Origin of the sequence: Streptomyces sp. NPDC001902, from assembly GCF_042891295.1 — a bacterium.
In the GTDB taxonomy this organism is placed as follows: domain Bacteria; phylum Actinomycetota; class Actinomycetes; order Streptomycetales; family Streptomycetaceae; genus Actinacidiphila.
Genome location: NZ_JBIATA010000014.1, coordinates 101,653 through 127,164, shown reverse-complemented (window position 1 = coordinate 127,164; position 25,512 = coordinate 101,653). Strand labels below are relative to the sequence as shown.

Below are 25,512 nucleotides of genomic sequence, written 5' to 3'. Positions count from 1 at the left end.
GATGTCCCGGACGACCGGCCCGGACGGACCGGGGACGAACGCGGTGGCCGGCCCCGTTCCGGGACCGGCCACCGCGGACCCGCGCGGATCAGGCGGGGAACGCCAGCGACAGCGCGAACCGCCCCTCGGCGCCCGTCCACCAGTGCCGCAGGGCGAGACCGGCGGCGGCCAGCTCGGCGCGCACCCCCTCCTCGCGGAACTTGGCGGAGACCTCGGTGCGCATCTCCTCGCCGCGGGCGAAGTCCACGGACAGGTCGAGCGCGGGGACCTTCACGGTCACGTCCGCGCGCGCCCGCAGACGCATCTCGATCCACTCCTGCTCGCGGTCCCACACGGCGAGGTGGTCGAAGTCGTCCGGGTGGAAGTCCGCGCCGAGCTCGCGGTCGATGACCGACAGGACGTTCTTGTTGAAGGCGGCCGTGACCCCCTGCGCGTCGTCGTACGCCGCCACCAGCGTCGCCTCGTCCTTGACCAGGTCGGTGCCGAGCAGCAGCGCGTCGCCCTGGGAGAGCAGGGCCCGGACCGAGGAGAGGAAACGGGCCCGCTCCTGCGGCAGCAGGTTGCCGATCGTGCCGCCGAGGAAGGCGACCAGCCGCGGCCCGGGAGTCCCGGGGAGGGTCAGGCCGTGCTGGAAGTCGGCGACGAGCGCGTGCACGGTCAGCTCCCGGTGGTCGGCGAGCAAGGCGTCGCCGGCCCCCCTGAGCGCGGACTCGCTGACGTCGATCGGCACGTACGTCAGCGGTGCGCCCAGCGCGCCGATGAGCAGCCGGGTCTTCTCCGAGGAGCCGGAGCCCAGTTCGACGAGGGTGCGGGCGCCGGTCGCCTTGGCGATCTCCGGCGCCCTCGCGTGCAGGATCTCGCGTTCGGCGCGGGTCGGGTAGTACTCGGGCAGCCGGGTGATCTCCTCGAACAGCTCGCTGCCGCGGGCGTCGTAGAACCACTTGGGCGGGAGCTGCTTGGGGCTGCGGGTCAGCCCGTGCGCCACGTCGGCGCGCAGCGCGGCCGCGGTGGCGTCGGCGGGCAGGGTGCGGGTGAGGGTGAACGGGCTCACAGGTGCGGCTCCTTGAGCGGGATCAGCAGGACCTCGGTGGGATCGCCGTACAGCAGGTGGCGGTCGGGGACCTCGGTCCAGCGCGGACTGTCGTCGTACGGTTCGGAGGCCACGACGAGGGAGCGGCCGGGCGTGTCCAGGTACCAGAGCGTGTCGCCCCAGGCGGTACCGGCGATCGCCCGGCCGTCGGTCAGCAGGAAGTTGAGCCGTGAGTCGGGGGTCAGTGCGGCCAGCCGGCCGACGGTGTCGGCGAGCGCCTCGTCCGCCGCGGCGCCGGCGCGCAGCCGGTGCAGGGTCAGCGCCCAGGCCAGGGCGGAGTCGCAGCGCGCCTCCAAGGTCAGCAGCTCCTCGGGGGGCAGCGTGCGGGCCGCCTCGGCGACCGAGTGCGGCCAGCCGCGCAGCGCGCCGTTGTGGCTGAACAGCCAGGGGCCCGCCGTGTACGGCGCGGCGGCGGACTCGTCGGCCACCGAGCCCTCCGTGATGTCGCGGACCGCGCCGAGCAGCGCTCCGGAGCGCGTCACCCGGCACACGTCGGCGAAGGACGGGTCGTCCCACACCGGCCCGGAGCGCCGGTAGCGCGCGGGCAGCGGATCCCCGTCCGCGTACCAGCCGAGCCCGAAGCCGTCGGCGTTGACCGTGCCGTACTTCTGCCGGCGCGGCGCCCACGACTGGCGGTACAGCGAGTGCGGCGGGTCGATGACGAGTTCACGGAGCGCGACGGGCGGCCCGACGTACGCCAGGTGCCGGCACATCAGCCGCGCCCCCGTCTGCTCGGGGCGGCGCTCACACCTGCTCCGGGCGGGCGTCGCGGGCGGTGCGGAAACCGGAGAAGATCTGCCGCCGGATCGGGTAGTCCCAGTTGCGGAACGTGCCCCGGCAGGCCACCTGGTCCACGGCGAACGAACCGCCGCGCAGCACCTTGTGGTCGGGGCCGAAGAAGACCTCCGAGTACTCCTTGTACGGGAACGGGGCGAAGCCCGGGTAGGGCAGGAAGTCGCTCGCCGTCCACTCCCACACGTCGCCGACCAGCTGCCGTACGCCCAGCGGCGAGGCGCCGGCCGGGTAGCTGCCCACCGGGGCCGGCCGCAGGTGCCGCTGTCCGAGGTTGGCGTGCTCCGGGCCGGGGTCGGCGTCGCCCCACGGGTAGCGGCGGGAGCGGCCGCTCCCCGGGTCGTGCCGGGCGGCCTTCTCCCACTCCGTCTCGGTGGGCAGCCGGCGTCCTGCCCAGCGGGCGTACGCGTCGGCCTCGTACCAGCACACGTGCAGCACGGGCTCCTCGCGCGGCACCGGCTCGGTCACCCCGAAGCGGCGGCGCAGCCACGTACCGCCCTCCCGCTGCCAGAACAGCGGCGCGGACAGCCCGTGCTCGCGGACGTGCGCCCAGCCGGCCGGGGTCCACCAGCGCTCGTCCCCGTAGCCGCCGTCCTCGATGAAGGCGAGGTACGCGCCGTTGCTCACCGGCACGGTGTCGATGAAGAACGGCGCCACCTCGCGCACGTGCGAGGGACGTTCGTTGTCCAGCGCCCACGGCTCGGCCGAGGTGCCCATGGTGAACGGACCGCCGGGGACCAGGACCTCGGCCGGCAGCAGCGCCGCGTCCGCGGGTGCGGGCGGCGGCGGGGGCGCGGTCAGTGCCGCCGGGCCGCGGCGCAGCTGATGGGTGATCAGCATCGTCTCGTCGTGCTGCTGTTCGTGCTGGGCGATCATGCCGAAGGCGAAGGCCGCATCGGTCAGCGGCGTGCCGTGCAGCGGTGCCCGCTCCAGGATGTCCAGCACGCGCCCGCGGACCTCGGCCGCGTACGCGTGCGCCTCCGCGGGCGGCAGCAGCGGCAGCGTGGGCCGTTCCGAGCGCGGGTGCTCGAAGGCGTCGTAGATCGGGTCGATGTCGGGGCGCAGGGCCTCACGGCCGCCGACGTTCCGCAGCAGCCACTGCTCCTCCTGGTTGCCGATGTGGGCCAGGTCCCAGACCAGGGGCGACATCAACGGGGAGTGCTGCGCGGCGAGTTCGTGGTCGTCGACGCAGGTGGTGAGCGCCCGGGTGCGGTCGCGCGCGGTGGTCAGGGCGTCCAGCGCCCGCCGGCGCAGGGTCTCGGGGTCGAGCGCGGGTGCGGTCACGTGCGGCTCTCCTTGCGTAGGAAGGCGTCGAGCATGTCGTCGGCGGGACAGCGGCCACGCTGGACGTAGCGCTCGGTGAAGTCGTCCACCGCCTGCTGCACGGCCTGGTCCGCACCGAGCCGGGGCAGGGCCTCACGGGCGGCGGCGAAGCAGGTCATGGCGGTGGCGTGGAGTTCGGGGTCGGCCAGGCCGTGGCGGGCGGCGCGCCGCCACAGCGGGTTGCGCGGCGCCGGGTCCCGGCCCGCCGCGTCGGCGAGCGGCTTCACCGCCCGGTAGGCGACCTCGGAGGCGGCGGCGTCGTCGAAGAGCGCCACGGCCACGGCCAGCGGCACGATCCAGCCGTCCCGCCCCGACTGCGCGTCGATCATGCGCAGTTCCAGGTAGCCGCGTGGCCGCACCGGCGGGAACAGCGTCGACAGGTGGTAGTCCAGGTCGGCGGCGGTGGGAGGCCGGTACGACCCGTCACGGATCCAGTCGCGGAAGGTGAGCCCGTCGGGCACCGCCCAGGGTGCCTGGTCGCCGCGGATGCACAGCACCGGGGCGTCCAGGGCGTAGGCGGTCCAGGCCGTCCGCGGGTCGGCCCCGGTGGGCGGGGCGAGGGTGCGCCCCGGGTCCAGGGCGGCCCACACCGCCTGCCGCGTGGACCGCCAGCCGGTCGGACGGCCCGCGCTGAGCGGCGAGTTGGCGAACGCCGCGACCAGGACCGCGCCCAGCAGGTGCGCCAGCAGCCAGCGTCTGCCGAGCCCGAAGGGGCCCGGCTCCTCCGTACCCGAGTCCAGGCAGACCTGGACGGAGGCCGTGGAGCACATCATGGACCGGCCCGCGGGTCCTGAGCGGTCGAAGTACGTCTCCATCGCCGCGTACCGGGGCTCGTCCAGCAGCCTGCGGGGCCGGCGCCAGGGGTCGTGGCCGTGGCCCGCCAGGGCCAGGCCCTCCCGGCGGAGCCGGTGGCGTACGGAGTGGAGGTCGGCGGCCGCGGCGTTGACGCACGCGGTGAGTGAGGGGGCGGGCAGCGAGCTCAGCTCCAGCTGGCCGCCGGGCTCGGTCGTGAGCCGGGAGCGGAGGTACAGGTCGTGCAGTGCGGCGACGGCGGCGCCGAGCCGTGCGCGGCCCACCGGGCGGGCCGGGTCGTGCGGGTCGTGAAGGAACCATTCCAGTTCCACGCCTATGCGGCGCGGCGGGCCGGTCTTGAAACAGATGCCCTGGATGTGTTCCTCCGCTGCTGTCTCGGTGATCGGTTCGGATGTCTCCATCCGCTGGCTGGTGCCGGGCATGGCCGGGACCTCCCGTCGAAGGCGGCTTTCCGTGTCCCGCCCGGCCACGGCCGGGCGGTGTCCGTACCACCTAAGCCCTTCGGTGCGGGCCGCTCAAGAGCGCCCCGGACGAACGGCCGAGGGACGGCAGATGACACCGAGTCGAGGGCAGCCCCTGCCGTCCGGTCCGAATCAAGCGTGGACCGCGACCTGGCGGCCCGCATCTCCAGAGCGCGTCTGTGCAGGTCAGAGCGTGGATGTCAGGACCTCCCCGACGATCTTCCGGTCCACCGCGGCGCGCACCAGCGCCGCGGCCAGGACGGCCTCCTCGCCCTCCGGGACCAGCTCCGCCAGCTCGGCGGCCGTGCCGGGGAGCTCCAGCCGCTGCGCACCCTGGAGCACCTTCCCGTCGAAGGCGGGGGCGAATTCCGGCCACACCGCCTGCACCTCCCGCAGGAAGAAGCCCGCCCCGACCGGGCCGATGCCGGGTACCTCCCGCAGCAGCCGGCACAGCCGCTCCGCGTCCCCGTCGGCCGCCGCGCGGGCCTTGCGCAGGTCGCCGTCGTACCGGTCCAGCAGCAACTGCGCCGCGTCGCCGAGCCGGGTCGCGGTCCGCTCGTCGTACCGGCGGTAGCCGCCCTCGTCCAGCACGTCCCGTCTCCGCTGCCAGGTCGCGCCGGCCGTCGCGGCGGGGTTGCGCAGCCCCGCCGCGAACAGGGCGCGGGCCGCGGCGATCGCCGTCCGCGTGCGGATGCGGGCACCGAGCAGCATCGCGAGGACGAGCAACTGGTAGAGCGGCTGCGGGGTGTCGCGCAACCGGATGCCCGCCTCCATGGCGTACGTCTCGCCGTGCGCCGCCAGCAGCGCCCGCACCGTCGCCCGGGCGTCCCGCACGTCCCGGGCGTTCTCCGTACTCCGGCCGGCGGTCACGTCGGGCCCGTTCCCGTGCGCGGTGCCCGGCGCGGCGGCCGGAGCTGGTCGTGGCGCATGGGGTGCGTGTTCCCGGACGGACCGGCATGAAACGGCTGCCCGAGGGTGCGGGTCCGGGCGGTGGGCTCAGCGGTCCAGGAGCCCGGCGCGGTCCTGGGTGCGGTAGCGCTCCAGCAGCGGGGCGAGGTCCGCGGCGGTGAAGCGGCGGTACGCCGCGCCGCAGGGTCCCTCGCCGGGCGGGGACCACCACACGGGGTCGGGGCAGCGGAAGCCCTCACTGCGCAGGGCGGCGCGCCGCACCTTGTTGGTGGCGGTGACCGGCATGCGCGGCACGACCCGTACGAAGCGGGGGGCCGACTTCGTGCCGAGGTCCGCCTGCGCCGCCAGGAACGCGGCGAAGGCGCCGGGGTCGAAGGCGGCGCCCTCGCGGAGGGCCAGGGCCGCCATCACCTGGTCGCCCGAGACGGGGTCGGGGACTGCGTACACGGCGACGGCCGCGGCGGCGGGGAAGCGGGCCAGGACGTTCTCCACGACGGCGGCGGCGAGGTTCTCGCCGTCCACGCGCAGCCGGTCGTCGGCGCGGCCCGCGAAGTGGAACCAGCCCTCGGTGTCCCGGAAGAAGAGGTCGCCGGTCCAGTACCAGCCGTCGCGGGTGCGCGCGGCGACCGCCTCGGGGTTGCGCCAGTACCCCTCGAAGCGGGAGGGCCCGCGGTTGACGAGCTCGCCGATCGCCTCGTCGCCGTTGAGCAGCCGGCCCGCCGCGTCGAGGACCGCGCGGGGCCGCTCGGCGCCGGTCGCCGGGTCCACCACGGCGAGGTCGGCTCCGGGAGCGGCGCGCCCGACCGCGCCGGGCGGCGTGCCGGGGGAGCGCTGGATGGCGGCCCCGCCTTCGGAGGAGCCGTACCCCTCGGTGAGGGGCACGCCGAAGCGCTCCGCGAACCGGGCCGCGTCGACCGCCCCGGCCTCGGTGCCGAAGCCCCGGCGCAGGCCGTGGTCGCGGTCGTCGGGGCGCTCGGGGGTGGCGAGCAGGTACTGCACGGCCCGCCCGACGTAGGTGAAGTACGTGGCCCCGTAGGCGCGTACGTCCGGCAGGAAGCGGGAGGCGGAGAAGGACCGGCGCAGCGCGACCGCGCCGCCGCCCGCGAGGGCGGGTGCCCAGCCGGCCATCACGGCGTTGCCGTGGAAGAGCGGCATGCACAGGTAGTGGACGTCGTCCGGTCCGAGGCCCAGGAAGCCGCTGAGGGAGGCTCCCGCGTCGGCGAGCCTGCCCTGGGAGACGACCACGGCCTTGGGGGCGCCGGTCGAGCCGGAGGTGAAGTAGAGCAGGAGCCGGGAACCGGGGCGTATCCGGCCGCCGCGCGGCGGACCGGCGTCCTCGTACGGGCGCAGCAGCGCCGCGTACGCCGGGTCGTCCACGACCAGGATCCGCTCCCGGGGGAGGGGGAGCGCGAGACCGCGCAGCAAGGGCAGGTGCGCGCGCTCGGTGACCAGCAGCGCGCACTCGGTGTGCGTGATGTCCCGGGCCAGTTCCGCACCGCGCCGGGTCGGGTTGACCCCCACCACGGCGGCCCCCGCACACGCCGCGGCGCCGAGCCACAGCGGGAACTCCGGGACGTTGCCCAGGAGCACCCCGACGTGCGGCTCGGCGCCGTGCGGCAGCAGGTCGGCCAGGAGCGCGGCGCGGGCGGCGGAAGCGGCCGCCACGTCATGGCGGCTGAGCCTGCGCTCCCCGTACAGCAGGCCGTGGCGCCGGTCGCCCCACTGGCCCTCGACAAGCTCCGCCATGGTGCGCCCCATACGGCCGCACCATAGCTGACGCCTCGTCAGATGTCAGGCCTTCGGGGCCTCCTGGTCCGCGCCCTGTTCGGCGATGGACTTGCGGACCTCGTCCATGTCCAGGTCACGGGCCTGCTTGATCAGGTCCTCGAACGCGGGTGCGGGCAGCGCGCCAGGCTGGGAGAAGATGGCCACCTTGTCGCGGATGATCATCAGCGTCGGGATGGACTGGATCTGGAACGCGGCGGCCAGCTCGGGCTGCGCCTCCGTGTCGACCTTGCCGAACACGAGGTCGGTGTTCTTCTCCGCGGCCGACTCGTAGACGGGGGCGAACATCCGGCACGGGCCGCACCAGGACGCCCAGAAGTCGATCAGGACGAAGTCGTTGTTGCCCACGACCTCGTCGAAGTTGTCCTTGGTGAGCTCAACAGTGCTCATGCTTCCCTTACCTGCTTCCGGGTGCCGTCGGTCGGGACCCACTGACCGTAACCGAGGGCAGCGCTGCGCTATTCCGAACGCCGCCCTCCCGGCGCGTCCCCCCGTCGCCCCACGGAACGGGATGCCGGGAGCCGGGCGGGGCCGGATGCTGGAGGGAGCGGGGACGTCCGTCGCCCCCGCCGGTCAGACGCGGGGGCGACCCACGGGAGCGGCCGATGGTGACGACGATGCACGCCGTACGGGCGCATCGGCGCGGCGGGCCCGAACAGCTCCGCTACGAGACCGTGCCCCGCCCCGAGCCGGACGCGGGTGAGGCGCTGGTGGCGGTGCGGGCGGCCTCCGTGACGGCCGGGGAGCTCGGCTGGGACGCGACCTGGACCGACAGCTTCGACGGCTCGGGCCGCGACCGCACCCCCACGATCCCCTCGCACGAGGTCTCCGGCGTGGTCGCCGGGGTGGGCCCCGGGGTGATCACCCCGAGGGTCGGGGACGCCGTCTACGCACTGATCCCCTTCGTCCACGACGGTGCCGCTGCCGAGTTCGTCACCCTCCCCGCGGGCATCCTGGCCGCCAAGCCCCGGCGTCTCGACCACGACACGGCCGCCTCGGTCCCGCTCGCCGCGCTCACCGTCTGGCAGGCGCTCGCCCGGCACGCAGGGGTCACCCCGGGCCGGCACGTGCTGGTCCACGGCGCGGCGGGAGGCGTCGGCTCCTTCGCCGTCCAGATCGCCGCCGCGCTCGGCGCGCGGGTCACGGCGACCGCCGCCGCGCGCGACGCGGGATTCGTCGCCGGACTGGGCGCGGAGCGGGTCGTCGACTACGCCGGCAGCCGCTTCGAGGACGAGGTGGCGGACGTGGACGTCGTCTTCGACGCCGTCGGCGGCGCCACGCAGGACCGCTCCTGGTCGGTGCTGCGCCCCGGCGGGCTGCTGGTGAGCATCGTGTCCCCGCCGGACGAGGAGAGCGCCCGCGCGCACGGCGCCCGCGGCGTCTTCTTCGTCGTCGAGCCGGACCGGACGGGCCTGGAGGCGGTCTCCCGGCTCATCGACGGCGGCAAGCTCACCCCGCGGGTCGACCGCGTGGTGCCGCTCGCCGAGACCCGCGCCGCCTACGAGGCGCTGGAGCACGAGCACCGCCGCGGCAAGGTCGTCATCCACGTCGCCGACGGGGCCTGACCGCCCAAGGCGGGCGAGGGCCTACGGGACGACCGTCACCGGCCAGCGGCCCGCCTTGACCAGCCGCACCGCCACCGAGCCCACGATCCGGTGCCCGGCCTTCTCGGAGGCGCCGACCACGACCGCGTCGGCCTTGAGCTCGTCGGAGGCCTGGGACAGCCCGCTGAACGGGTCGCCCGTGAAGGTGTGGAACTCCCAGCGCAGACTGGACACCGACTGGAAGCGTGAAGCGGCCTTCTCTATCTCCGCCTTGAGCTCGTCGGCGATCTCGGCGGTCGCCTCCGCGACCGGGGCGCCGAAGGCGGCCCCCGCCGCCAGGACCGGCTGCACGTACACGATCGCCAGCAGCGCCCTCTGGCGCCGCGCCAGCCCCGCCGCGTACGCCGCGGCGCGCCACGACGACTCCGATCCGTCCAGTCCCGCCACGATCACCTTGGGACCGTCCGTGCCCCGCTCGAAAGCCGCCTTGTCGCTCACGTTCCGAGCCTACTTGCGGGACTGCCGCGCGCGCCGTACCGGACGCGGGGAATCCGCGCCCGCGGCGAGATGGCCGTCCACCAGCCGCTGCAGCGCGGAGGTGAAGACCGCCCGTTCGTCCTGGGGAAGGGCCGCCAGCAGGTCGCCGTGGACGCGGGCGGTGATCTCCCTGCCGAGGGCGACGAGCTCCCGGCCCGCTTCGGTGACGGTGATGATGCGGGCCCGGCGGTCCGTGGGGGAGGGGTGCCGCTCGGCGAGGCCGGCCCGCTCCAGCTCGTCCATGGTGACCACCATCGTGGTCTTGTCCTGCTGGGAGACCTCGGCCAGTTGAGCCTGCGTCAGCTCCCCGGGGAGCGCGTGCAGCAGCACGCAGTACCCGCGGGGGGTGAGCCCGACCTCGGCCAGCGCCGCCGCCAGCCGGTTCGTCATGGCGTGGCTGGCGTACTGCAGCAGCCCGGTGAAGTCGGGCGCGGAAACCGTGGGACCCATGGTCCGAGCCTAGCAAAAAGGTCCGTTACCGAATCATCGGTGACACGAACGATCCGGCGGGTAAATCGTTCGGCCGCGGGGGCCCGCCTGCCTACCATGGGACGGCATGAACCTCCCGTCCCGTCCCCACGACGTCCCCGGCAAGCCCTCCCTCGACGGGCTCGAAGCGAAATGGTCGCGGCGCTGGGACGAGTCGGGCGTACACCGCTTCGACCGGTCGCGGCCGCGCGAGGAGATCTTCTCCATCGACACCCCGCCGCCCACGGCCAGCGGATCGCTCCACATCGGCCACGTCTTCTCGTACACCCACACCGACACCGTCGCCCGCTACCGGCGCATGCGCGGGCAGACCGTCTTCTACCCCATGGGCTGGGACGACAACGGCCTGCCCACCGAGCGCCGGGTCCAGAACCACCACGGGGTCCGCTGCGACCCCTCGCTCCCGTACGACCCCGGCTTCACCCCGCCCGAGCGCCCCGGCAGTCACCAGCAGTCCGTCTCGCGGCGGAACTTCATCGAACTGTGCGAGGCGCTCACCGCCGAGGACGAGAAGGCCTTCGAGCAACTCTGGCGCCGCCTGGGCCTGTCGGTCGACTGGACGCTCACGTACCAGACCGTCGGCGCCCGTTCGCGCGCTGCCTCCCAGCGCGCCTTCCTGCGCAACCTGGCGCGCGGCGAGGCCTACTCGGCCGAGGCACCCACCCTGTGGGACACCACCTTCCGCACCGCCGTCGCCCAGGCGGAGCTGGAGGACCGCGAACGGCCCGGCGCCTACCACCGGCTGGCCTTCCACCGCCCCGGCGGCGGCCGGGTCGTCGTCGCCACCACCCGGCCGGAACTCCTCCCCGCCTGCGTCGCCCTGGTCGCGCACCCCGACGACGAGCGTTACCGGGAGCTGATCGGCACGAGCGTCACGACCCCGGTCTTCGGCGTCGAGGTCCCCGTCCACGCCCACCGGCTCGCCGACCCGGACAAGGGCACCGGCATCGCCATGATCTGCACCTTCGGCGACACCACCGACGTCACCTGGTGGCGCGAACTGCGGCTGCCCACCCGCCCGGTCCTCGGCCGCGACGGACGCTTCCTGTCCGCGCCGCCGGCCGCCCTGCGAACGGCGCAGGCCCGTGAGGCGTACGGAGAGCTGGCCGGCGCCACCGCGCACACCGGCCGCGAGCGGCTGGTGGGGATGCTGCGCGAGCGCGGCGACCTGGAGGGCGAGCCCGAACCGGTCGTCCACGCCGTCAAGTTCTACGAGAAGGGCGACCGGCCGCTGGAGATCGTCACCACCCGCCAGTGGTACCTGCGCAACGGCGGCCGCGACGAGGCCCTGCGCGACCGGCTGCTGGAGCGGGGCCGCGAACTGCGCTGGCACCCGGAGCACATGCGCGTCCGCTACGAGAGCTGGGTCGAAGGGCTCAACGGCGACTGGCTGATCAGCCGCCAGCGGTACTTCGGCGTCCCCGTCCCCGTCTGGTACCCGCTCGACGAGGCCGGCGAGCCCGTCCACGGCAGGCCGCTGGTCCCCGACGAGTCGGCGCTGCCCGTCGACCCCGGCACCGACGTCCCCGACGGCTACCGCGAGGAGCAGCGCGGCGCGCCCGGCGGGTTCACCGGCGACCCGGACGTCATGGACACCTGGGCGACGTCGTCGCTCACCCCGCAGATCGCCGCCGGATGGGGCACCGACGACGAACTGTTCGCCAAGGTCTTCCCGATGGACCTGCGGCCGCAGGCCCACGAGATCATCCGCACCTGGCTGTTCGGCAGCATCGTCCGCGCCCACGCCGAGCAGGGCGTCCTGCCGTGGCGGCACGCCGCGATCTCCGGCTGGATCCTCGACCCGGACCGCAAGAAGATGTCCAAGTCCCGGGGCAAGGCGGTCACCCCGGGCGACCTGCTGGAGCAGCACGGCTCCGACGCCGTCCGCTACTGGGCGGCCGCCGCCCGGCCGGGCACGGACACCGCCTTCGACACCGGGCAGATGAAGATCGGCCGCCGCCTGGCCACCAAGGTCCTCAACGTCGGCCGCTTCGTCGTCACCTCCGGCGCGGTCACCTCCGGCGCGGTCGTGGACGGCACCGCACCGGCGGTCGCCGCGCCGCTGGACCGCGCCCTCCTCGCGGCCCTCGCGTCGACCGTCCGCGCCGCCACCGACGCCCTGGAGGACTTCGACCACGCCCGCGCACTGGAACGCGTGGAGTCCTTCTTCTGGGACTTCTGCGACGACTACGTCGAACTGGTCAAGGGCCGCGCGTACGACGGCGACACCTCCGCCCTCACGACGCTGTCCACCGCCCTGTCGGTCCTGCTGCGGCTGTTCGCGCCCTTCCTGCCGTTCGTCACCGAGGAGGTCTGGTCGTGGTGGCGCGAGGGCTCGGTCCACCGCGCCGAATGGCCCGACGCGGACGCCCTGCGGGCGCTCGCCGGCGACGGCGACCCGCGCGTCCTGGCCACCGCCCGCGACGCGATCACCGCGGTCCGCAAGGCCAAGTCCAAGGCGCGGCTGTCGATGCGGGCGGAGGTCGCCCGGCTCGTCGTCACCGGCCCGGCCCCGCAGCTGGCGCTCCTCGCCCTGACCGAGGACGACGTCCGCGCCGCGGCCCGCGCGGCGGCGGTGGAAGTCGTCCCGGCGGCCGGCGACGCCCTGGCGTACGAGGTGCGCCTCCCGGACTCGCCCTGAACGCCTGCGACGTGGCGGGCCCGCCCGCCCCGCCCGCGCGCCGAGCCGGTGGTGCGCCCGTCATGGGGCCGGTGAGCGGTGCGGGGCGGGTGGATCGGTGAGCGACGGAACGGGCCGGTGGGGACTGGCGGCCGGGGCGGGGCTGTTCACGGCGCCGGCGGTGGCCGGATGCCCGGGGGAGGGCGCCACGTCCTCCGCACCGCCCGAGCCGTGGGCCCCGGCCTCGGTGTCGCCCTCGCACTCACCGTCCCCGTCGGCGTCCCCCTCGTGCTCGCCCTCGGCATCCGCCTCCCCCACGCGGTCCGCGTCCCCTGCGCGCTCAGCGCCCCGGCCCGGGCGGACGGCCGCGCCGCCGCGCCCCACCCAGGGCGGGACGGCCGGCCGGGGCACGGGTCCGGAACGACGATCGAGCAGAACCCCGAGGGCTACGGATCGCCGGTGCCGCGCACGCCGCCGACGCCGGACTGGACGCCGGCCACCGGTTTCCCCACCGACGCCCTCGAGGTGCCGATGCCCACGCAACTCGGCTGACGGACCCCCGCGGCGGGCCTCAGGGCAGCGGCTGCGGAGGGCGCGGGCCCACGTAGTGCCCGCTCGGGCGCATGCGCAGTGGGGGTTCCTCGTACTCCTCCAGGGCGTGGGCGATCCAGCCCGCCGTCCGGGCGACCGCGAAGACCGTCTCGCCGGCTTCGGGGACCATGCCGGCGGAGACGGAGAGCACTGCCAGGGCGAGGTCGACGTTGGGGTGGACCGGGGTGTGACGGGCCGTCGTGGCGGCCACCTCGCGGGCGGCGGTCAGCGCACGCTCCGCGTACGGGACGTCCTCGAGCAGCCGCAGGAGCATGACCGCGCGCGGGTCCTCGGCCCGGTAGAGGCGGTGGCCGAGCCCCGGCACACGGCGGCCCGCGCGCAGGTGGTCGGCGACGACGGCCGCCGCGCTGCCGCGGTCGAGGACCTCGGCGAGCATGCGGTGGGCGAGGCCGCTCGCGGCCCCGTGCAGCGGGCCGTCGAGGGCCCCGAGGCCGGCCGAGACCACGGCGTACGGATGCGCTCGGGCGGAGGCGGCCACGCGCACGGCGAGCGTCGAGGCGGCCAGGTCGTGGTCGATGAGCAGGACGAGCGCCGCGTCCAGCGCACGCAGTGACGCGTCGTCGGCTGGGTGATCGGACAGCCGGGACCACAGCCGCCAGGCCAGCCGGCCCTCTCCCCGGTGCGGGGTCCCGGCCGAGGGCAGAGCCCGGACCAGCGTGGGGATGAGGCCGCGGGCGGCGCCGAGCACGGCTTCGGGGGAGAGGTCGAACCGGAGCGGGTCCGCCACGGCCGCCGCGACGGCGGTCGCCCGCAGGCGGTCCATCGGGCCGCTGTGCCCGGGCAGCACCCCGACCGCCCGCCGGGCGGCCTGCAGCGCCTGCGGCGGCGCGGTGAAACGCACCCCGGAACGCAGGACGCCGGTCCACAGCCATTCCGCCACCTCCTCGTAGCCGTACCGCTCGGCCAGGGCCGTCGCGTCGACCCCGCGGAAGTAGTAGCGGTCCCCGTCGATGAGGGTGATCGCGGTGCGCACGGGGCCCGTGCCGTCGTCCTCGGGGGGCGGCTGCGCCGCGCGCCGGTTGCGGCGCACGAGGGCGTCGACCTCCTCGGGGTCGAAGGTGCTGCCGCGCCCGCCGGGGGCGCGCCGGCTGCTCAGCAGGCCGCGGCTGACGTAGGCGTACACCGTCTCCGGCTTGACCCCGAGCCGCCCGGCCGCCTCGCGGGTGCTCAGCCGTTCCTCCGTCGTCATGACTCCATCCCACCATACATTGATTCAATCAATATTGACGGGGATTGAATCAATGATGGATGGTCGAGTCAATGCCGAGCCGTCGAAGCAGCACCGGAGGACCACCGTGACCGTCATGCCCGTCACCCCCGACGTACCCCGCGGCCTGAAGGGAGTCGTCGTCACCGAGACCGCGCTCGGCGACGTCCGCGGCGCCGAGGGCTTCTACCACTACCGCCAGTACTCGGCCGTCGACCTGGCGCAGAGCCGCACCTTCGAGGACGTCTGGCACCTGATGCTGCTCGGCACGCTGCCCGACGCCGCCGGGCGCGCCGCCTTCGCCCGGCGCGTCGCCCCGCTGCGCCGACTGCCCGCCGCCGTCCGCGACGCGCTGCCGGCCGTCGCCCGTTCCGGAGCGCTCAGCGGCCCGCTCGCCGGGCTGCGCTCGGCGCTGTCCCTGCTGGGGGCGGCCGAGGGGTTCCGCCCGCTGTACGACATCGACCCGGAGCGTCGGCTGTCCGACGCGCTCACCGTGACCGCCGTCGTGCCCACGCTGCTGACCGCCCTGTACCGGCTCGGTCAGGGCCTGGAGCCGGTGGAACCGCGCGACGACCTGCCGTTCGCGGCCAACTACCTGTACATGCTCACCGGCGAGGAGCCCGACCCGGCCCGCGCCCGGGCCGTCGAGCGGTACCTGATCTCCACCGTGGACCACGGCTTCAACGCGTCCACCTTCACCGCCCGCGTCATCGCCTCGACCGGCGCCGACCTCGCCGCCTGCCTCACCGGCGCCGTCGGCGCGCTGTCCGGCCCGCTGCACGGCGGCGCCCCGAGCCGGGCCCTGGACACCCTGGACGCCATCGGCACCCCGGACCGCATCGACCCGTGGATCCGTGAACGCGTCCTGGCGGGCGACCGCATCATGGGGTTCGGCCACCCCGTGTACCGCACCGAGGACCCCCGTTCCCGGATGCTCAAGGAGATCGCCCGGTCCTTCGGCGGCCCGCTCGTCGACCTCGCCGTCCAGGTCGAGGCGCGGGTCGAGGCGATCCTCGCCGAGCTCAAGCCCGGCCGTGAACTCCACACCAACGTCGAGTTCTACGCCGGCGTCGTCATGGAGCTGTGCGGCCTGCCGCGCGAGATGTTCACCCCCACCTTCGCCTGCGCCCGTGTCGTGGGCTGGTGCGCCAACGTCCTGGAGCAGGCCGAGGACAGCAAGATCATCCGTCCGGCCGCCCGCTACGTCGGCCCGGTGCCGCCCCAGTCGGTGCCGGCGACGTGAGGGGTCCGGGGGCCGGTCAGGGCGCCGAGGGGCGTTCCAGCAGGAGGTAGTCGCCGTCCTCGCCCGTGCGGTGGTAGCCCGCGCCCTCGTAGAGGTGGAGGGCCGGGTTGACGCGGTGGACGCCGAGCGTCAGCGTCCCGTGGCCGGCCGCGCGGGCCTGCGCGGCGAACGCGTCGAGGAGGAGGCGGCCGAAGCCGCGGCGCCGCAGGGCGGGCACCACGTGCAGGCCGACCAGCAGGGCCTTGCCGTCGTCCGCCGGCATCCACATCATCGAGCCGCCCGGCCCGCCGCCGGCCTCCAGCACGAGGGTGCGGTCCAGGCACTCCACCCACAGGCCGAGGTTGAGGTCGATCGCCTCGGTCCAGGCCGCCTCGGCGGCGGGTTCCACGGCACGCATGTAGTCGCGTTCCCACCGCAGGAGGTGCGGCAGGTCCGCGGGCCGCGCGGGGCGGGTGACGGCCGTCGGGCCGGGGCTGATGGGCACGGTGGTCACCGTAACGCCCCTGCCGCGCCCGCCGGCGGCCGGGCCGCCGCTACTCCCGGGCGGCCGGCTTGCGGTCGACCGGCGTGACCGGGGTGACGGTCTCCTCCATGGTGCGGCGGGGGCCGGACCAGGGGGCGGGGACCGCGTCGAAGAGGTAGGCGAAACGGTAGGCCAGTTCCTCGTAGTTGACCCGCCAGCCGCGGAAGTGCGGCCACGCCTCCTCGGGGGTGCGCTCCAGCGGGTAGCCGTTGGCCGCGGCGTGGGCGACCGCCGCGGCGAACTCCTCGTACGGCAGCCTGATGGTCGCGTTGGGCGAGGGGTCGGCGTCGTACGGGATCCGCCAGATCGCGGCGATGTCGCGCAGGCAGACGAAGCCGGCCCGCAGGGCGAGCCGGGCCTCGGCCTGCGGGCGCCCGGGGTTGAGGGCGAGTTGCATGGCGGCGGCGTCCATGACGGCGAGCAGCGCGATCAGCCAGCTGCGGTCGGGCTGCGGCGAGCGGAACCGGCTGAGCACCGTGTAACTGGTGTGGCTCTCGCTCACTTCCGCCGCCCACCGCTCCCAGTTGCGGAACAGCTCGGTGAGGCTGTCGGTGAGCCCGATCTGGGCGTAGCGGGCGAGGATCTCCGGCCCCCACGGCGGGTTGCCCGCCCGGGCCTGCAGCAGGGTCACCTCCGCCTCGCGGCGCGAGTAGGCGGCGTACAGGGTCGGCAGGTAGCCGATCTGGAGGCCGATGGTGATCGGGCCGGTCGCGGCGGCGATGAAGTCGATCACCGTGAGGTCGACGTGGTGGCTGCTGGCGAAGCCCAGCGTGAACAGTGACGACCCCGCCTCCCGCAGCGCGTCGATCGGGGCGAGGTCGCTGACCGCCGCCTGCAGCATGGCGTACCCCGCCCAGAACGCGACCAGCCAGCCGATCAGGTTGGCGAGGATGGACACCGCGGCCACCGGGACGAGGACACGGTCCTTGGCCTCGGGCGTCCGGCAGCGGTCCGCGACGAACTGGAAGGGCAGGTGGACCGCCGCGTGCACCAGGCGCGTGAAGCTGGACCGGGTCGGCCGCGGGATCACCAGCGTGCGCAGCACCGAAGAGAAGGTCCCGGCGACGACCAGCGCCCCGACGAGACCGATCAGGACGCGCACTGGACTTCCCTCCCCGGACGGTTCACAGCACCCGCCGGCGGACCAGCGCGGCCAGCACCAGCACACCGGGGAGCAGGGGCAACCATACGGTGACGATGCGGTACGCCAGCACCGCGGAGGTCGCCGCCACGCCGGTGGCCCCCGCGGTGACCAGCGCCAGCACCAGGGCCACGTCCAGCGAGCCGATTCCGCCCGGGGTCGGCAGCAGGGCCGCCGCCGCGCTGCCCGCCAGGTACGCCACCGCGACGTGCGCGGCCGGCACCGGCGCGTGCAGCGACCGTACGACCGCGACCAGCACCGCGGCGTGCATCACCGGGAAGGCCAGGGAACCCGCCCACAGCGCCGCCACCCGCGCGGAACGGCCATGCACCGCGCGGACGTCGGTGGCGACCGTGCCGAGGAACGAGCGGACGGTGCGGCGGACGTGGCGCACCGACAGCAGGACCACCAGGACCAGGCAGAGCGCCGCGCCGGCCACGAGGGCGACGGTCGGACCGGGCCGCCCGGGCACGACCTTGCGCAGGTCGAGGGCGTGCGGGAAGGCCGCGAACAGGACCGCCAGCAGCCCGATGCGCACCACGCAGGCCGCCAGCGCCCGCACGGTCAGCGCGGCCGCGGAACGACTGGGGGAGAGGCCGCAGCGCAGCAGGAAGCGCAGGTTGACGGCGTTGCCGCCGACCCCCGCCGGGAGGATGTGGTTGGCCGCGGACGCGGCGAACTGGGTGGCCAGCAGGCGTCCCGTGGGCAGTTGCTCCAGCACGGCGCCCTGCTGGGCGGCCGCCGAGCACACCCAGGCGAGCAGCGTCGCGGCCCCGGCCGCCAGCAGCCACTCGGCGTCGGCGGAACCCAGCCGGTCGGTACCGGCGTCCACCATCGGCCACTGCCGCAGGACGATCAGGGCCACCAGCAACAGCGGTGCCACACCGACGATCTGACGTACTGGGAGGCGCCGCCACATGCCGTTCGTGCCCTTCCGGTCGCCGCGGTCGCCCGCTGCCGTGAGGTGCTCCCCGGCGCAGCCCCGGCCGTACCTACGCACGACCATACGGTGCGGTGACCCGTACCGCTCATCCGGCGGCGCGTCCGGCCGCCCCGTGGTACGGGGCGGGGCCGGACGGCGCCCCGGCGCGCGGGACGGCCTACAGCTCCAGGAGGCTGCCCTGGTCGTCCACGCGGTCGGCCGACTCGTCGTCGAACCAGATCGCATCGGTGGCGAGGTAGCGGAAGCGGTGCACGCCCGCCGGGAGGATCACCGACACCGTGCGGGTGCCGTCGCGGCGGGGGACGAGGGTGTGCCGGCCGGGCTCCCAGCCGTTGAAGTCGCCGACCACGCTCACGGTGCCGGGCGGGTGGTCGACGGGGAGGGCGAAGGTGATCCGCGTCTTGCGGCCGAACAGCTTGCTGCGCCTGAGCATGGGCTCTCCCTGCGGGGGCGGACGAGGGACGGAGGACACGTGCGGTGCTCGGGTGCCCCACATTCTTCCGGTGCTCCGGGGAAAGTCACATACCGACTGGTCGGTGTTACGGGCTATCGTGACCCGGACGACGTTGGTACGTACGCGGAGGGAGTCGCGGTGCGCGCGATCCAGATCACCGAATTCGGCGGGCCGGAGGTGCTGCGGCAGGTCGAGCTGCCCGATCCCGTGCCGGGGCCGGGGCAACTGCTGGTCGAGGTCTCCTCGGCGGGGGTCAACTACGCCGACACGCACTTGGTGGAGAACTCCTACCTCTCCAAGGCCACCCTGCCCCTCGTGCCCGGCGCCGAGGTGGTCGGCCGCACCGCCGGCGGCCGCCGCGTGGTCGCCCTGACCGACAACGGCGGCTACGCCGAGAAGGCCGTCGTCGAGGAGTACCTCGCCCACGACGTGCCCGAGGGCGTCACCGACGGCCAGGCCCTCGCCCTGGTCGTCCAGGGCCTCACCGCCTGGCACCTGCTGCGCACCTCGGCCCGCATGGCCGAGGGCGAGTCGGTGGTCGTGCACGCCGCCGCGGGCGGCACCGGCTCGCTCGCCGTGCAGCTCGCCAAGGAGTTCGGTGCGGGACGGGTCATCGCCACCGCCTCCTCCAAGGACAAGCGCGACCTCGCGCTGGAGCTCGGCGCGGACGTCGCGATCGAGGCGGACGCCACGGACGCCGCGGGGCTGAAGGAGCGGCTCGTCGAGGCCAACGGCGGCAAGAAGGTCGACATCGTGCTGGAGATGACCGGCGGCCCGGTCTTCGACGCCTCGCTGGCCGCGCTCGCCCCCTTCGGCCGCCTGGTGACGTACGGACTCGCCTCCCGCGTCCCCCCGACCCCGGTGCAGGCCGCGCAGCTCATGGGCCGCTCCCGGGCCGTCGTCGGCTTCTGGCTGATGCACTGCCTGGGGCGCCCCGGCATGTACCGCGAGCCGATGGCCGACCTGCTGGCCATGACGGCCGGCGGACGGCTGAAGCCGCAGGAGGGCGGCAGGTACCCGCTCTCCGAGGTCACCCGCGCCCACGAGGACCTGCGGGCCCGCCGTACTTACGGCAAGCTCACGCTCGACCCGGCAGGCTGATCACTCCGGGCCGGCCGCGCCTGCGCCCCCGCCGTTCACGTGCCGGCGGAGGCACAATCGACAGCGGAGCACGAAGCCGCGGCCGGCGGCCCGGAGGAACGGGAGGGGCCATGGACAGGACCCGCTTCGCCCCCGACCGGGGGCTGACCACCCGCATGGTGGTCACCATGTTCATGATCGGGCTGCTGTACGTCGTGTTCGTGGGCGTCCTGCTGGCCCTGCTGCGCGGTGCCTGGCCACTGATCCTGATCGTCGCGGGCGGGCTGTTCATCGCCCAGTTCTGGTTCAGCGACCGGATCGCCGCCTTCAGCATGGGCGCCCGCGAGGTCACGCCCGAGCAGGCCCCCGAACTGCACGGCGTCGTCGACCGGATCTGCGCCCTGGCCGACATGCCCAAACCCCGCGTCGCGATCGCCGACAGCGACGTCCCCAACGCGTTCGCCACCGGACGCAACGAGAAGGCGGCCCTGGTGTGCGCCACCACCGGCCTGCTGCGCCGGCTGGAGCCCGAGGAGCTGGAGGGCGTCATCGCCCACGAACTCTCCCACGTCGCCCACCGGGACGTGGCGGTCATGACGATCGCCTCCTTCCTGGGCGTCCTCGCCGGGGTGGTCACCCGCATCGGACTGTGGGGCGGCCTCGGCCGCAACAGCCGCGACCCGGGCACCGCGATCGTGGTCATCCTGATCCCGCTGGTCAGCGCGCTCGTGTACTGCGTCAGCTTCCTGCTGACCCGGATGCTGTCCCGCTACCGCGAGCTGTCCGCCGACCGCTCCGCCGCGCTGCTCACCGGGCGGCCCTCCGTCCTGGCCTCGGCGCTGACCAAGGTCTCCGGGCAGATGGCCCGCATCCCCACCGAGGACCTGCGCAAGGCCGAGCCCTTCAACGCCTTCTACTTCGTCCCGGCCCTCGCCGGCGGCCAGAGCCTGGCCCAGCTGCTGTCCACGCATCCCACGCTGGAGCAGCGGCTGGCGCAGCTCGGCCGGATCTCCGTCGAGCTGGGACGGCGCTGATGGGGTTCCTGGACGCGCTGCTCGGCCGCAGCAAGCCCGTCAGACCCGACCTGGACCAGCTGTTCGGGCTCCCCTCGGCGGCCGTGACCCTGGAGGCCGCAGCCGGCTTCCGGCCCACCGGCGTGGGCTCGGTGTGCTTCGCCGCCGTGGAGGGCGGCGCGTTCGCCGAGGTCCAGCAGGACGTGCGGGCGCTCCTCGACATGGACACCGGCCAGGGCGCCGTGCCGGTGGAGTCCGTCCGCGACGCGTACGGGTACACATGGCTGGTCGTCCGGCGTCCGGCCGAGGACCTGCCGGCCCTGGTCGGCGACCTCCACGCGGTCAACTCGGCCCTGGAGGGGCACGGCTTCGGCCCCCAGCTGCTCTGCTCCCTGGCCGCCTTCCGCGATGACGCCGGGCGGTCGCTGGCGCTGGTCTACCTCTACAAACGAGGCTCGTTCTACCCGTTCGCCCCGCTTCCGGGGGAGAAGCGCGACAACCCCCTGGAGCTCCAGGTCAAGGCCCTGCTCGGGAACGACCTCCGCCTCGAGGAGGACCTGGGCCGCTGGTTCCCCCTCTGGGGCGCGCCGGGCCTGGGGGGCTGAAGGGCAGGCGGTCCAGCGGTCCTCACCCCCAGGGGTGCACGTCCACCACGGCCTCGACCGGCGGGGGGCCCTGCACATGCGGGAACTCCTCGATGCCGAGTCCGGCCGGGTCCAGGGTCCGGCCGCGGCGCTGTGGGCCGCCGGTGGTGAAGACGCCGATGCCGTTGGCGACGAGGCGTTCCGTGCCGCCCGCCGGGTGGTTGCGGACCTTGACGCGGGACGCGCCGGGGGCGCGGGTGACGAGGGTGGAGGAGCCGCCGCCGTCGAGGTTGACGGCGGCCTGGGCGCCGATGCCGGACATCAGGGAGGCGAGTTCACGGACCGTGAGGCCGGCGCCCGACTCGGCCTTCCCGTCCAGCGCCAGGAGGTACATCACGTGCCCGTCGTCGCCGAAGCCCGCGGCGGTGCGGGTCGCCGTGACGCCGTTCTCCAGGCCGTCCACGGGGTAGCCGTAGCGCAGGATCGGGTAGCCCCCGACGGCGAAGCTGTACCCGCCGTCGTACGCGGAGGCCACCAGTCGCTGCTGCACGTCGACCGCGTCGCCGGGCTCCAGCAGGCGCAGCGCCTCCGCCCCCGCCTCTCGGCCGACGAGGACCACCGCGCCGGGCGGGATCTCGCCCTCTCCGGGGCCCTCGCCGACGCCCACCACCTCGCCCTGGCTGACCATGACCTCGTAGGTGTCGTTGCTGCAGGGCGCCGCGCGCCTGGTGTCGTCGCCGCAGCCGGCGCGGAGCCGGGAGGCGCTGCCCCAGTCCGAGGTGTACAGGCCGACGCCGCCGACCGGGAGCGCGTACTGGTTCAGGCCGGCGAGCGGCACCGTGCCCTCCTCGAAGCTGACCGAGCCGGCCAGCCGGAGCCGGTCGAGCCGGGCGATCCGGTCGGTGCCGACCGCGAGGACGTCCTCGGTGGTCGCGCCGGGCGGCAGCTTGGGGCCGAAGCGCTGGGCCGGCGGCACCGCCGACTTCAGGGCCCGTCCCGCGGCGACCGCCGGGCCGACCGCGGCACCGGTCGCGGGCACCCCGGGGTGCTGGGCCTCGCTCATGTTGAAGAAGTCGGCGTTGATGCCGCCCACCGCGCCCGCGGCGTCGGCGAGCCCCGAGACCGTGCCGCGTCCGGCGACGACACCGGGGTGCAGCAGGTCCACCGTGACGCCCGGCGTGCGCAGGTCCACCGTCAGCAGGTGCCCGCGGGCCGTGCCGTGGGCTCCCCGGTAGGTGAACGTCCGGTAGTCCACGCCCGAGGCGAGCCGGGTGGTCGCGCCGTAGCGCAGCCCGTCCCCGGCGACCGCGGCGGCGGCCCCGCCGGCGCCGCCGAGCACGGCGCTCCACGCCAGCGTCGCGGAGATCGCCAGGCGCACCCGGCGGGGTCGTCGAGTCACGTCGCTCCAGCCCGAAAACCGATTATCTGACGAATGGTCAATGGTTGCCCGGGCCGACTGGGTTGTCGCACCACCACGCCGCGCGTGAGGGGGAATTCGACTCGATACGGTGAAAAGCGGGCGGGTGGGGGTCTGCGGGGGTCTACCGGGGCGCCCCCAGCCGCCCCCAGCCGCCCCAGCCGCTCCAGCTGCCTCGGCCGCCTCAGCCGGGGAAGGCGTAGACCGTGGTCGCCTGCGCCGCGGGTTCGACGGCGCCTTCGGGGGTGAGCTCGACGTCGATGAACGCCAGCCGCCGCCCGAGCTTGGTGACGCGCGCCGTGACCAGGACGTCGGTGCCCATGACCGCCCGCTGGAAGGTCGTGGACTGCTGGATGGTCGTCATCGGCCCGTAGCCCCCGCGGGCCGCGGACACCGCGATCACGGTCGCCGTGTCGGCGGCGGCCATCAGCGCCTGGCCCGACAGCGCGCCGCCCTCCCGGGCCAGCCGGTCCGACCAGGGCAGCCGCAGCACGGCGTGCCGCTCCCCGGTCTCCTCGACGGAGAGCCCGAGGTCCTGCACCCAGGGCGCGAAGTTGTCGGCCAGGACCTTGTCCGCCTCGGCGGTGGTGATCGTCACGGCGGACATTCTGACCCACCGTCGGGGGCGCGCACCAGGGCGCGACGAGGCCCGGGCGCGTGCCCGCCGCGCGCGCATGCCGTTGTGGGTATATAGCCTGAGGAGTATATTGGGGAACGTGTCCATACCCTTCGACGTGCTGGCCGAGCCGACGCGGCGGCGGATCCTCGATCTGCTCCTGGAGCGCCCCCGCCTCGTCGGCGAGCTCACCGAGCACCTCGGCCTCACCCAGCCCGGTACGTCCAAGCACCTGCGCGTGCTCCGTGAGGCGGGCCTGGTCCGGGTGCGTGCCGAGGCGCAGCGCCGCTGGTACGAGCTGAGCCCCGAGCCCCTGCGGGAGGTCGACGCCTGGCTCGCGCCCTACCGCAGGCTGTGGGGCACCGGCCTGGACGCGCTGGAGCGGCATCTGGACGCCATGCCCGACGAGATGGAGGAGCCATGACCACGGACACCGGCGAGACGCTGACCACCGCGGACGGCCGGACCGCGCTGCGGATGGAGCGGCGGCTCGCGCACCCGCGGGAGAAGGTGTGGCGGGCCCTGACCGAGCCGGGGCACCTGTCGAAGTGGTTCCCCTCCGACGTGGAGATGGAGCCGCGAGTGGGCGGCAAGGTGCGCTTCCCCTTCCGGCACGGCGAGGGCGAGGCCATGGACGGCCAGGTCACCGAGTGGGACCCGCCGCACGTCATCGCCTACACCTGGGGCGAGGACCTGCTGCGCTGGGAGCTGGTGCCGGAGTCCCTGGGCTCGGTGCTGACCCTGACCCACACCTTCGGCGACCGCCCCGGCGCCGCCAGCTTCGCCGCAGGCTGGGACGCCTGCATCGCCGGCATCGACCCCGAGCTGGAGGGCGAGCCGGTGCCCGGGCCGGGCGACATGAAAGCGGCCCACGAGCGCTACGTCAAGGAGTTCGGTCTCGACCACGGCACCGTGGAGGAGCTGCCGGTCGGCTGGAAGGTCCGCTTCGAGCGGCAGCTGACCCAGCCCGCGGCCACGGTGTGGAAGACCCTGCTCGGCGGGGTGTCCGCGCCCGAGGTGGGCGGACCCGTGCCGCGTGGCTTCGTTGTGGGCGACTTCGCCCCCGGACCGGTGAGCGAACTGCGCCCGAAGGAGGCGCTCGCCTACCCCTGGGACCTCCACGGCCGCCACGAGGGCACCGTGCGCTGGGAGCTGACCCGCGGCACCGGGCACGGCGCGCGACTGGTCCTCACCCAGACCGGCGTCCCCGAGGTGCCCCCCGCCCTGGCGCTGGACGTCTGGCGGGACCGCGTCGAGAGCCTCGCGGCGAAGCTGGCGGCGATGCCCCGCTGACCGGTGGACGGCACGGCGCCCGGCCTCACAGCCGGCCCCGTGCCTCCTCCAGGAACTCCCGGGTGGGGCCCGCGGGCAGGGCCTGGGCGCTCATCCGGTCCAGGGCCTCGCGGAACCGTGAGACGTCCTCGCGTTCGTCGAGGTAGACGGCGCCGATCAGGCTCTCCGCGTACGCGATGTCCGGCAGTTCCGGCAGCGGGAAGCGGAAGATGTGGAACGGGCCGTACATCGCCGGGTGCGGCCCCGACGCGAAGGGCAGCACCTGCAGTCGCACCTGGGGCATCCCGCACGCCTCGATCAGGCGGTCGATCTGCAGGCGCATCACCTCGGGGCCGCCGATGGGGCGGCGCAGCACCGTCTCGTCCATCACGACCCACAGCAGCGGCGGGTCGTCGCGGGTGAGCAGCGCCTGCCGTTGCATGCGCAGCGCGACGCCGCGCTCGACCTCCTCCCGCGAGGCGTGCGGCCGCCCCGCGCGCAGCACGGCCTCCGCGTACTGCGGGGTCTGCAGCAGCCCCGGGACGTAGTGCGGTTCGTAGGCGCGGATCAGCTCGGCGGCGCCCTCCAGGCTGACGAAGGCGCTGAACCACTCGGGGAGCACGTCACGGAAGCGGTGCCACCAGCCGGGACGGTTGGCCTCGCGGGCCAGTTCCAGGAAGTTGGCGATCTCGGCGGGCTCGGTGACGCCGTAGGTGAGGAGCAGCTTCTCCACGTACGGGATGCGCAGGCCCACCTCGGCCTTCTCGATGCGGCGGACCGTGGCGTGGGTGACGTCCAGGGCGCGGGCCGCCTGCTCGTAGGAGAGGCCGGCCCTCTCGCGGAGGTCCTGGAGGCGTCTGCCGAGCACCACCCGCAGCACGGTGGGAGCGCTTGCCGCCCGCGCTTCAGTCACGGTCCATCCCCTCCAACACCGCTGATCCCCGCGTAGTTTGTCATGACGTCAGGGCCTGGCAAAGCATGTTGGGGACGCTTTGCAATGTGCAGAACGCACCGTACCGCGACGGCCCGGAGGCAGGCGGGTCC

General features: G+C 74.7%; 26 protein-coding genes. 9 read left to right on the top strand and 17 right to left on the bottom strand.

The window, feature by feature from the left end; genetic code table 11:
• Positions 1–88: 88 nt before the first annotated feature.
• The 7 genes from egtD to trxA form a co-directional block, all read right to left on the bottom strand.
• Positions 89–1,051, bottom strand: coding sequence for an L-histidine N(alpha)-methyltransferase (gene egtD, locus ACFYYN_RS23200; RefSeq protein WP_500547354.1), 963 nt, complete (start codon positions 1,049–1,051; stop codon positions 89–91).
• Positions 1,048–1,803 (bottom strand): ergothioneine biosynthesis protein EgtC, encoded by a 756-nt coding sequence (gene egtC, locus ACFYYN_RS23195; RefSeq protein ID WP_500547353.1) that lies wholly within the window; start codon positions 1,801–1,803, stop codon positions 1,048–1,050. The genes egtD and egtC overlap by 4 nt, the downstream gene beginning before the upstream one ends.
• 31 nt (positions 1,804–1,834) lie before the next feature.
• The gene (egtB, locus tag ACFYYN_RS23190) at positions 1,835–3,166 is read right to left on the bottom strand and encodes an ergothioneine biosynthesis protein EgtB (RefSeq protein WP_500547352.1); all 1,332 of its coding nucleotides are present in this window, start codon (positions 3,164–3,166) and stop codon (positions 1,835–1,837) included.
• A complete protein-coding gene (gene egtA / locus ACFYYN_RS23185) occupies positions 3,163–4,440 on the bottom strand; it encodes an ergothioneine biosynthesis glutamate--cysteine ligase EgtA (protein WP_500360195.1) in 1,278 nt (425 codons plus the stop codon). Before egtA ends, egtB begins: the two co-directional genes overlap by 4 nt.
• A gap of 225 nt (positions 4,441–4,665) precedes the next feature.
• Positions 4,666–5,253 carry an endonuclease gene (locus ACFYYN_RS23180; protein ID WP_500547421.1) on the bottom strand — a complete coding sequence of 196 codons (588 nt, stop codon included), beginning with the start codon at positions 5,251–5,253 and terminating at the stop codon, positions 4,666–4,668.
• A 222-nt stretch (positions 5,254–5,475) separates the two neighbouring features.
• A complete protein-coding gene (locus tag ACFYYN_RS23175; protein ID WP_500547351.1) occupies positions 5,476–7,134 on the bottom strand; it encodes an AMP-binding protein in 1,659 nt (552 codons plus the stop codon).
• A 45-nt stretch (positions 7,135–7,179) separates the two neighbouring features.
• On the bottom strand, positions 7,180–7,563 hold the full coding sequence (gene trxA / locus ACFYYN_RS23170) for a thioredoxin (protein ID WP_499515391.1): 384 nt from the start codon (positions 7,561–7,563) through the stop codon (positions 7,180–7,182).
• A 215-nt stretch (positions 7,564–7,778) separates the two neighbouring features.
• Between trxA and ACFYYN_RS23165 the strand changes: the two genes are divergently transcribed.
• A complete protein-coding gene (locus tag ACFYYN_RS23165; RefSeq protein WP_500323169.1) occupies positions 7,779–8,738 on the top strand; it encodes an NADP-dependent oxidoreductase in 960 nt (319 codons plus the stop codon).
• A 21-nt stretch (positions 8,739–8,759) separates the two neighbouring features.
• Here the strand turns inward: ACFYYN_RS23165 and ACFYYN_RS23160 are convergent, their stop codons facing one another.
• Both ACFYYN_RS23160 and ACFYYN_RS23155 read right to left on the bottom strand, forming a co-directional pair.
• Positions 8,760–9,215 carry a universal stress protein gene (locus ACFYYN_RS23160; RefSeq protein ID WP_500323170.1) on the bottom strand — a complete coding sequence of 152 codons (456 nt, stop codon included), beginning with the start codon at positions 9,213–9,215 and terminating at the stop codon, positions 8,760–8,762.
• A 9-nt stretch (positions 9,216–9,224) separates the two neighbouring features.
• A complete protein-coding gene (locus ACFYYN_RS23155) occupies positions 9,225–9,704 on the bottom strand; it encodes a MarR family winged helix-turn-helix transcriptional regulator (RefSeq protein WP_500547350.1) in 480 nt (159 codons plus the stop codon).
• 106 nt (positions 9,705–9,810) lie between these two features.
• Between ACFYYN_RS23155 and valS the strand changes: the two genes are divergently transcribed.
• Both valS and ACFYYN_RS23145 read left to right on the top strand, forming a co-directional pair.
• A complete protein-coding gene (gene valS, locus ACFYYN_RS23150; protein ID WP_500547349.1) occupies positions 9,811–12,384 on the top strand; it encodes a valine--tRNA ligase in 2,574 nt (857 codons plus the stop codon).
• Positions 12,385–12,594: 210 nt separating this feature from the next.
• Positions 12,595–12,915, top strand: a complete 321-nt coding sequence (locus ACFYYN_RS23145) for a hypothetical protein (RefSeq protein ID WP_500547348.1) — start codon at positions 12,595–12,597, stop codon at positions 12,913–12,915.
• Between the two features lie 19 nt (positions 12,916–12,934).
• Here the strand turns inward: ACFYYN_RS23145 and ACFYYN_RS23140 are convergent, their stop codons facing one another.
• Entirely contained in the window at positions 12,935–14,164 is a 1,230-nt protein-coding gene (locus ACFYYN_RS23140; protein WP_500547347.1) for a citrate/2-methylcitrate synthase, read from the bottom strand.
• Between the two features lie 115 nt (positions 14,165–14,279).
• On the opposite strand from ACFYYN_RS23140, the gene ACFYYN_RS23135 reads away from it, so the two are divergent.
• Positions 14,280–15,425 (top strand): citrate synthase, encoded by a 1,146-nt coding sequence (locus ACFYYN_RS23135; RefSeq protein ID WP_500547346.1) that lies wholly within the window; start codon positions 14,280–14,282, stop codon positions 15,423–15,425.
• A 16-nt stretch (positions 15,426–15,441) separates the two neighbouring features.
• Here the strand turns inward: ACFYYN_RS23135 and ACFYYN_RS23130 are convergent, their stop codons facing one another.
• From ACFYYN_RS23130 to ACFYYN_RS23115, 4 genes are all read right to left on the bottom strand, one after another.
• Positions 15,442–15,909 carry a GNAT family N-acetyltransferase gene (locus tag ACFYYN_RS23130; RefSeq protein WP_500547345.1) on the bottom strand — a complete coding sequence of 156 codons (468 nt, stop codon included), beginning with the start codon at positions 15,907–15,909 and terminating at the stop codon, positions 15,442–15,444.
• A 49-nt stretch (positions 15,910–15,958) separates the two neighbouring features.
• Complete coding sequence (locus ACFYYN_RS23125; RefSeq protein ID WP_500547344.1) at positions 15,959–17,050, bottom strand: hypothetical protein; 1,092 nt, start codon at positions 17,048–17,050, stop codon at positions 15,959–15,961.
• Between the two features lie 22 nt (positions 17,051–17,072).
• Positions 17,073–18,089 (bottom strand): lysylphosphatidylglycerol synthase transmembrane domain-containing protein, encoded by a 1,017-nt coding sequence (locus tag ACFYYN_RS23120; protein WP_500547343.1) that lies wholly within the window; start codon positions 18,087–18,089, stop codon positions 17,073–17,075.
• Between the two features lie 100 nt (positions 18,090–18,189).
• The gene (locus ACFYYN_RS23115; RefSeq protein ID WP_500360407.1) at positions 18,190–18,465 is read right to left on the bottom strand and encodes an isoamylase early set domain-containing protein; all 276 of its coding nucleotides are present in this window, start codon (positions 18,463–18,465) and stop codon (positions 18,190–18,192) included.
• A 159-nt stretch (positions 18,466–18,624) separates the two neighbouring features.
• On the opposite strand from ACFYYN_RS23115, the gene ACFYYN_RS23110 reads away from it, so the two are divergent.
• From ACFYYN_RS23110 to pspAB, 3 genes are all read left to right on the top strand, one after another.
• Positions 18,625–19,587 (top strand): quinone oxidoreductase family protein, encoded by a 963-nt coding sequence (locus ACFYYN_RS23110; protein ID WP_500547342.1) that lies wholly within the window; start codon positions 18,625–18,627, stop codon positions 19,585–19,587.
• A gap of 110 nt (positions 19,588–19,697) precedes the next feature.
• A complete protein-coding gene (htpX, locus tag ACFYYN_RS23105) occupies positions 19,698–20,600 on the top strand; it encodes a zinc metalloprotease HtpX (RefSeq protein ID WP_499515403.1) in 903 nt (300 codons plus the stop codon).
• On the top strand, positions 20,600–21,184 hold the full coding sequence (pspAB, locus tag ACFYYN_RS23100) for a PspA-associated protein PspAB (RefSeq protein ID WP_500547341.1): 585 nt from the start codon (positions 20,600–20,602) through the stop codon (positions 21,182–21,184). Before htpX ends, pspAB begins: the two co-directional genes overlap by 1 nt.
• Positions 21,185–21,206: 22 nt before the next feature.
• On the opposite strand, the gene ACFYYN_RS23095 is transcribed toward pspAB, so the two are convergent.
• Together ACFYYN_RS23095 and ACFYYN_RS23090 are read right to left on the bottom strand one after the other, a co-directional pair.
• On the bottom strand, positions 21,207–22,562 hold the full coding sequence (locus ACFYYN_RS23095; RefSeq protein ID WP_500547340.1) for a phosphodiester glycosidase family protein: 1,356 nt from the start codon (positions 22,560–22,562) through the stop codon (positions 21,207–21,209).
• Between the two features lie 202 nt (positions 22,563–22,764).
• Positions 22,765–23,178 carry a PaaI family thioesterase gene (locus ACFYYN_RS23090; protein ID WP_500547339.1) on the bottom strand — a complete coding sequence of 138 codons (414 nt, stop codon included), beginning with the start codon at positions 23,176–23,178 and terminating at the stop codon, positions 22,765–22,767.
• A 118-nt stretch (positions 23,179–23,296) separates the two neighbouring features.
• On the opposite strand from ACFYYN_RS23090, the gene ACFYYN_RS23085 reads away from it, so the two are divergent.
• Positions 23,297–23,620: an ArsR/SmtB family transcription factor gene (locus ACFYYN_RS23085; protein WP_500323189.1), complete on the top strand. Its 324-nt coding sequence runs from the start codon at positions 23,297–23,299 to the stop codon at positions 23,618–23,620.
• The gene (locus tag ACFYYN_RS23080; RefSeq protein ID WP_500547338.1) at positions 23,617–24,489 is read left to right on the top strand and encodes an SRPBCC family protein; all 873 of its coding nucleotides are present in this window, start codon (positions 23,617–23,619) and stop codon (positions 24,487–24,489) included. Before ACFYYN_RS23085 ends, ACFYYN_RS23080 begins: the two co-directional genes overlap by 4 nt.
• 25 nt (positions 24,490–24,514) lie before the next feature.
• On the opposite strand, the gene ACFYYN_RS23075 is transcribed toward ACFYYN_RS23080, so the two are convergent.
• Positions 24,515–25,381 (bottom strand): Sco1979 family transcriptional regulator, encoded by an 867-nt coding sequence (locus tag ACFYYN_RS23075; protein ID WP_500323193.1) that lies wholly within the window; start codon positions 25,379–25,381, stop codon positions 24,515–24,517.
• Positions 25,382–25,512 lie beyond the last annotated feature (131 nt).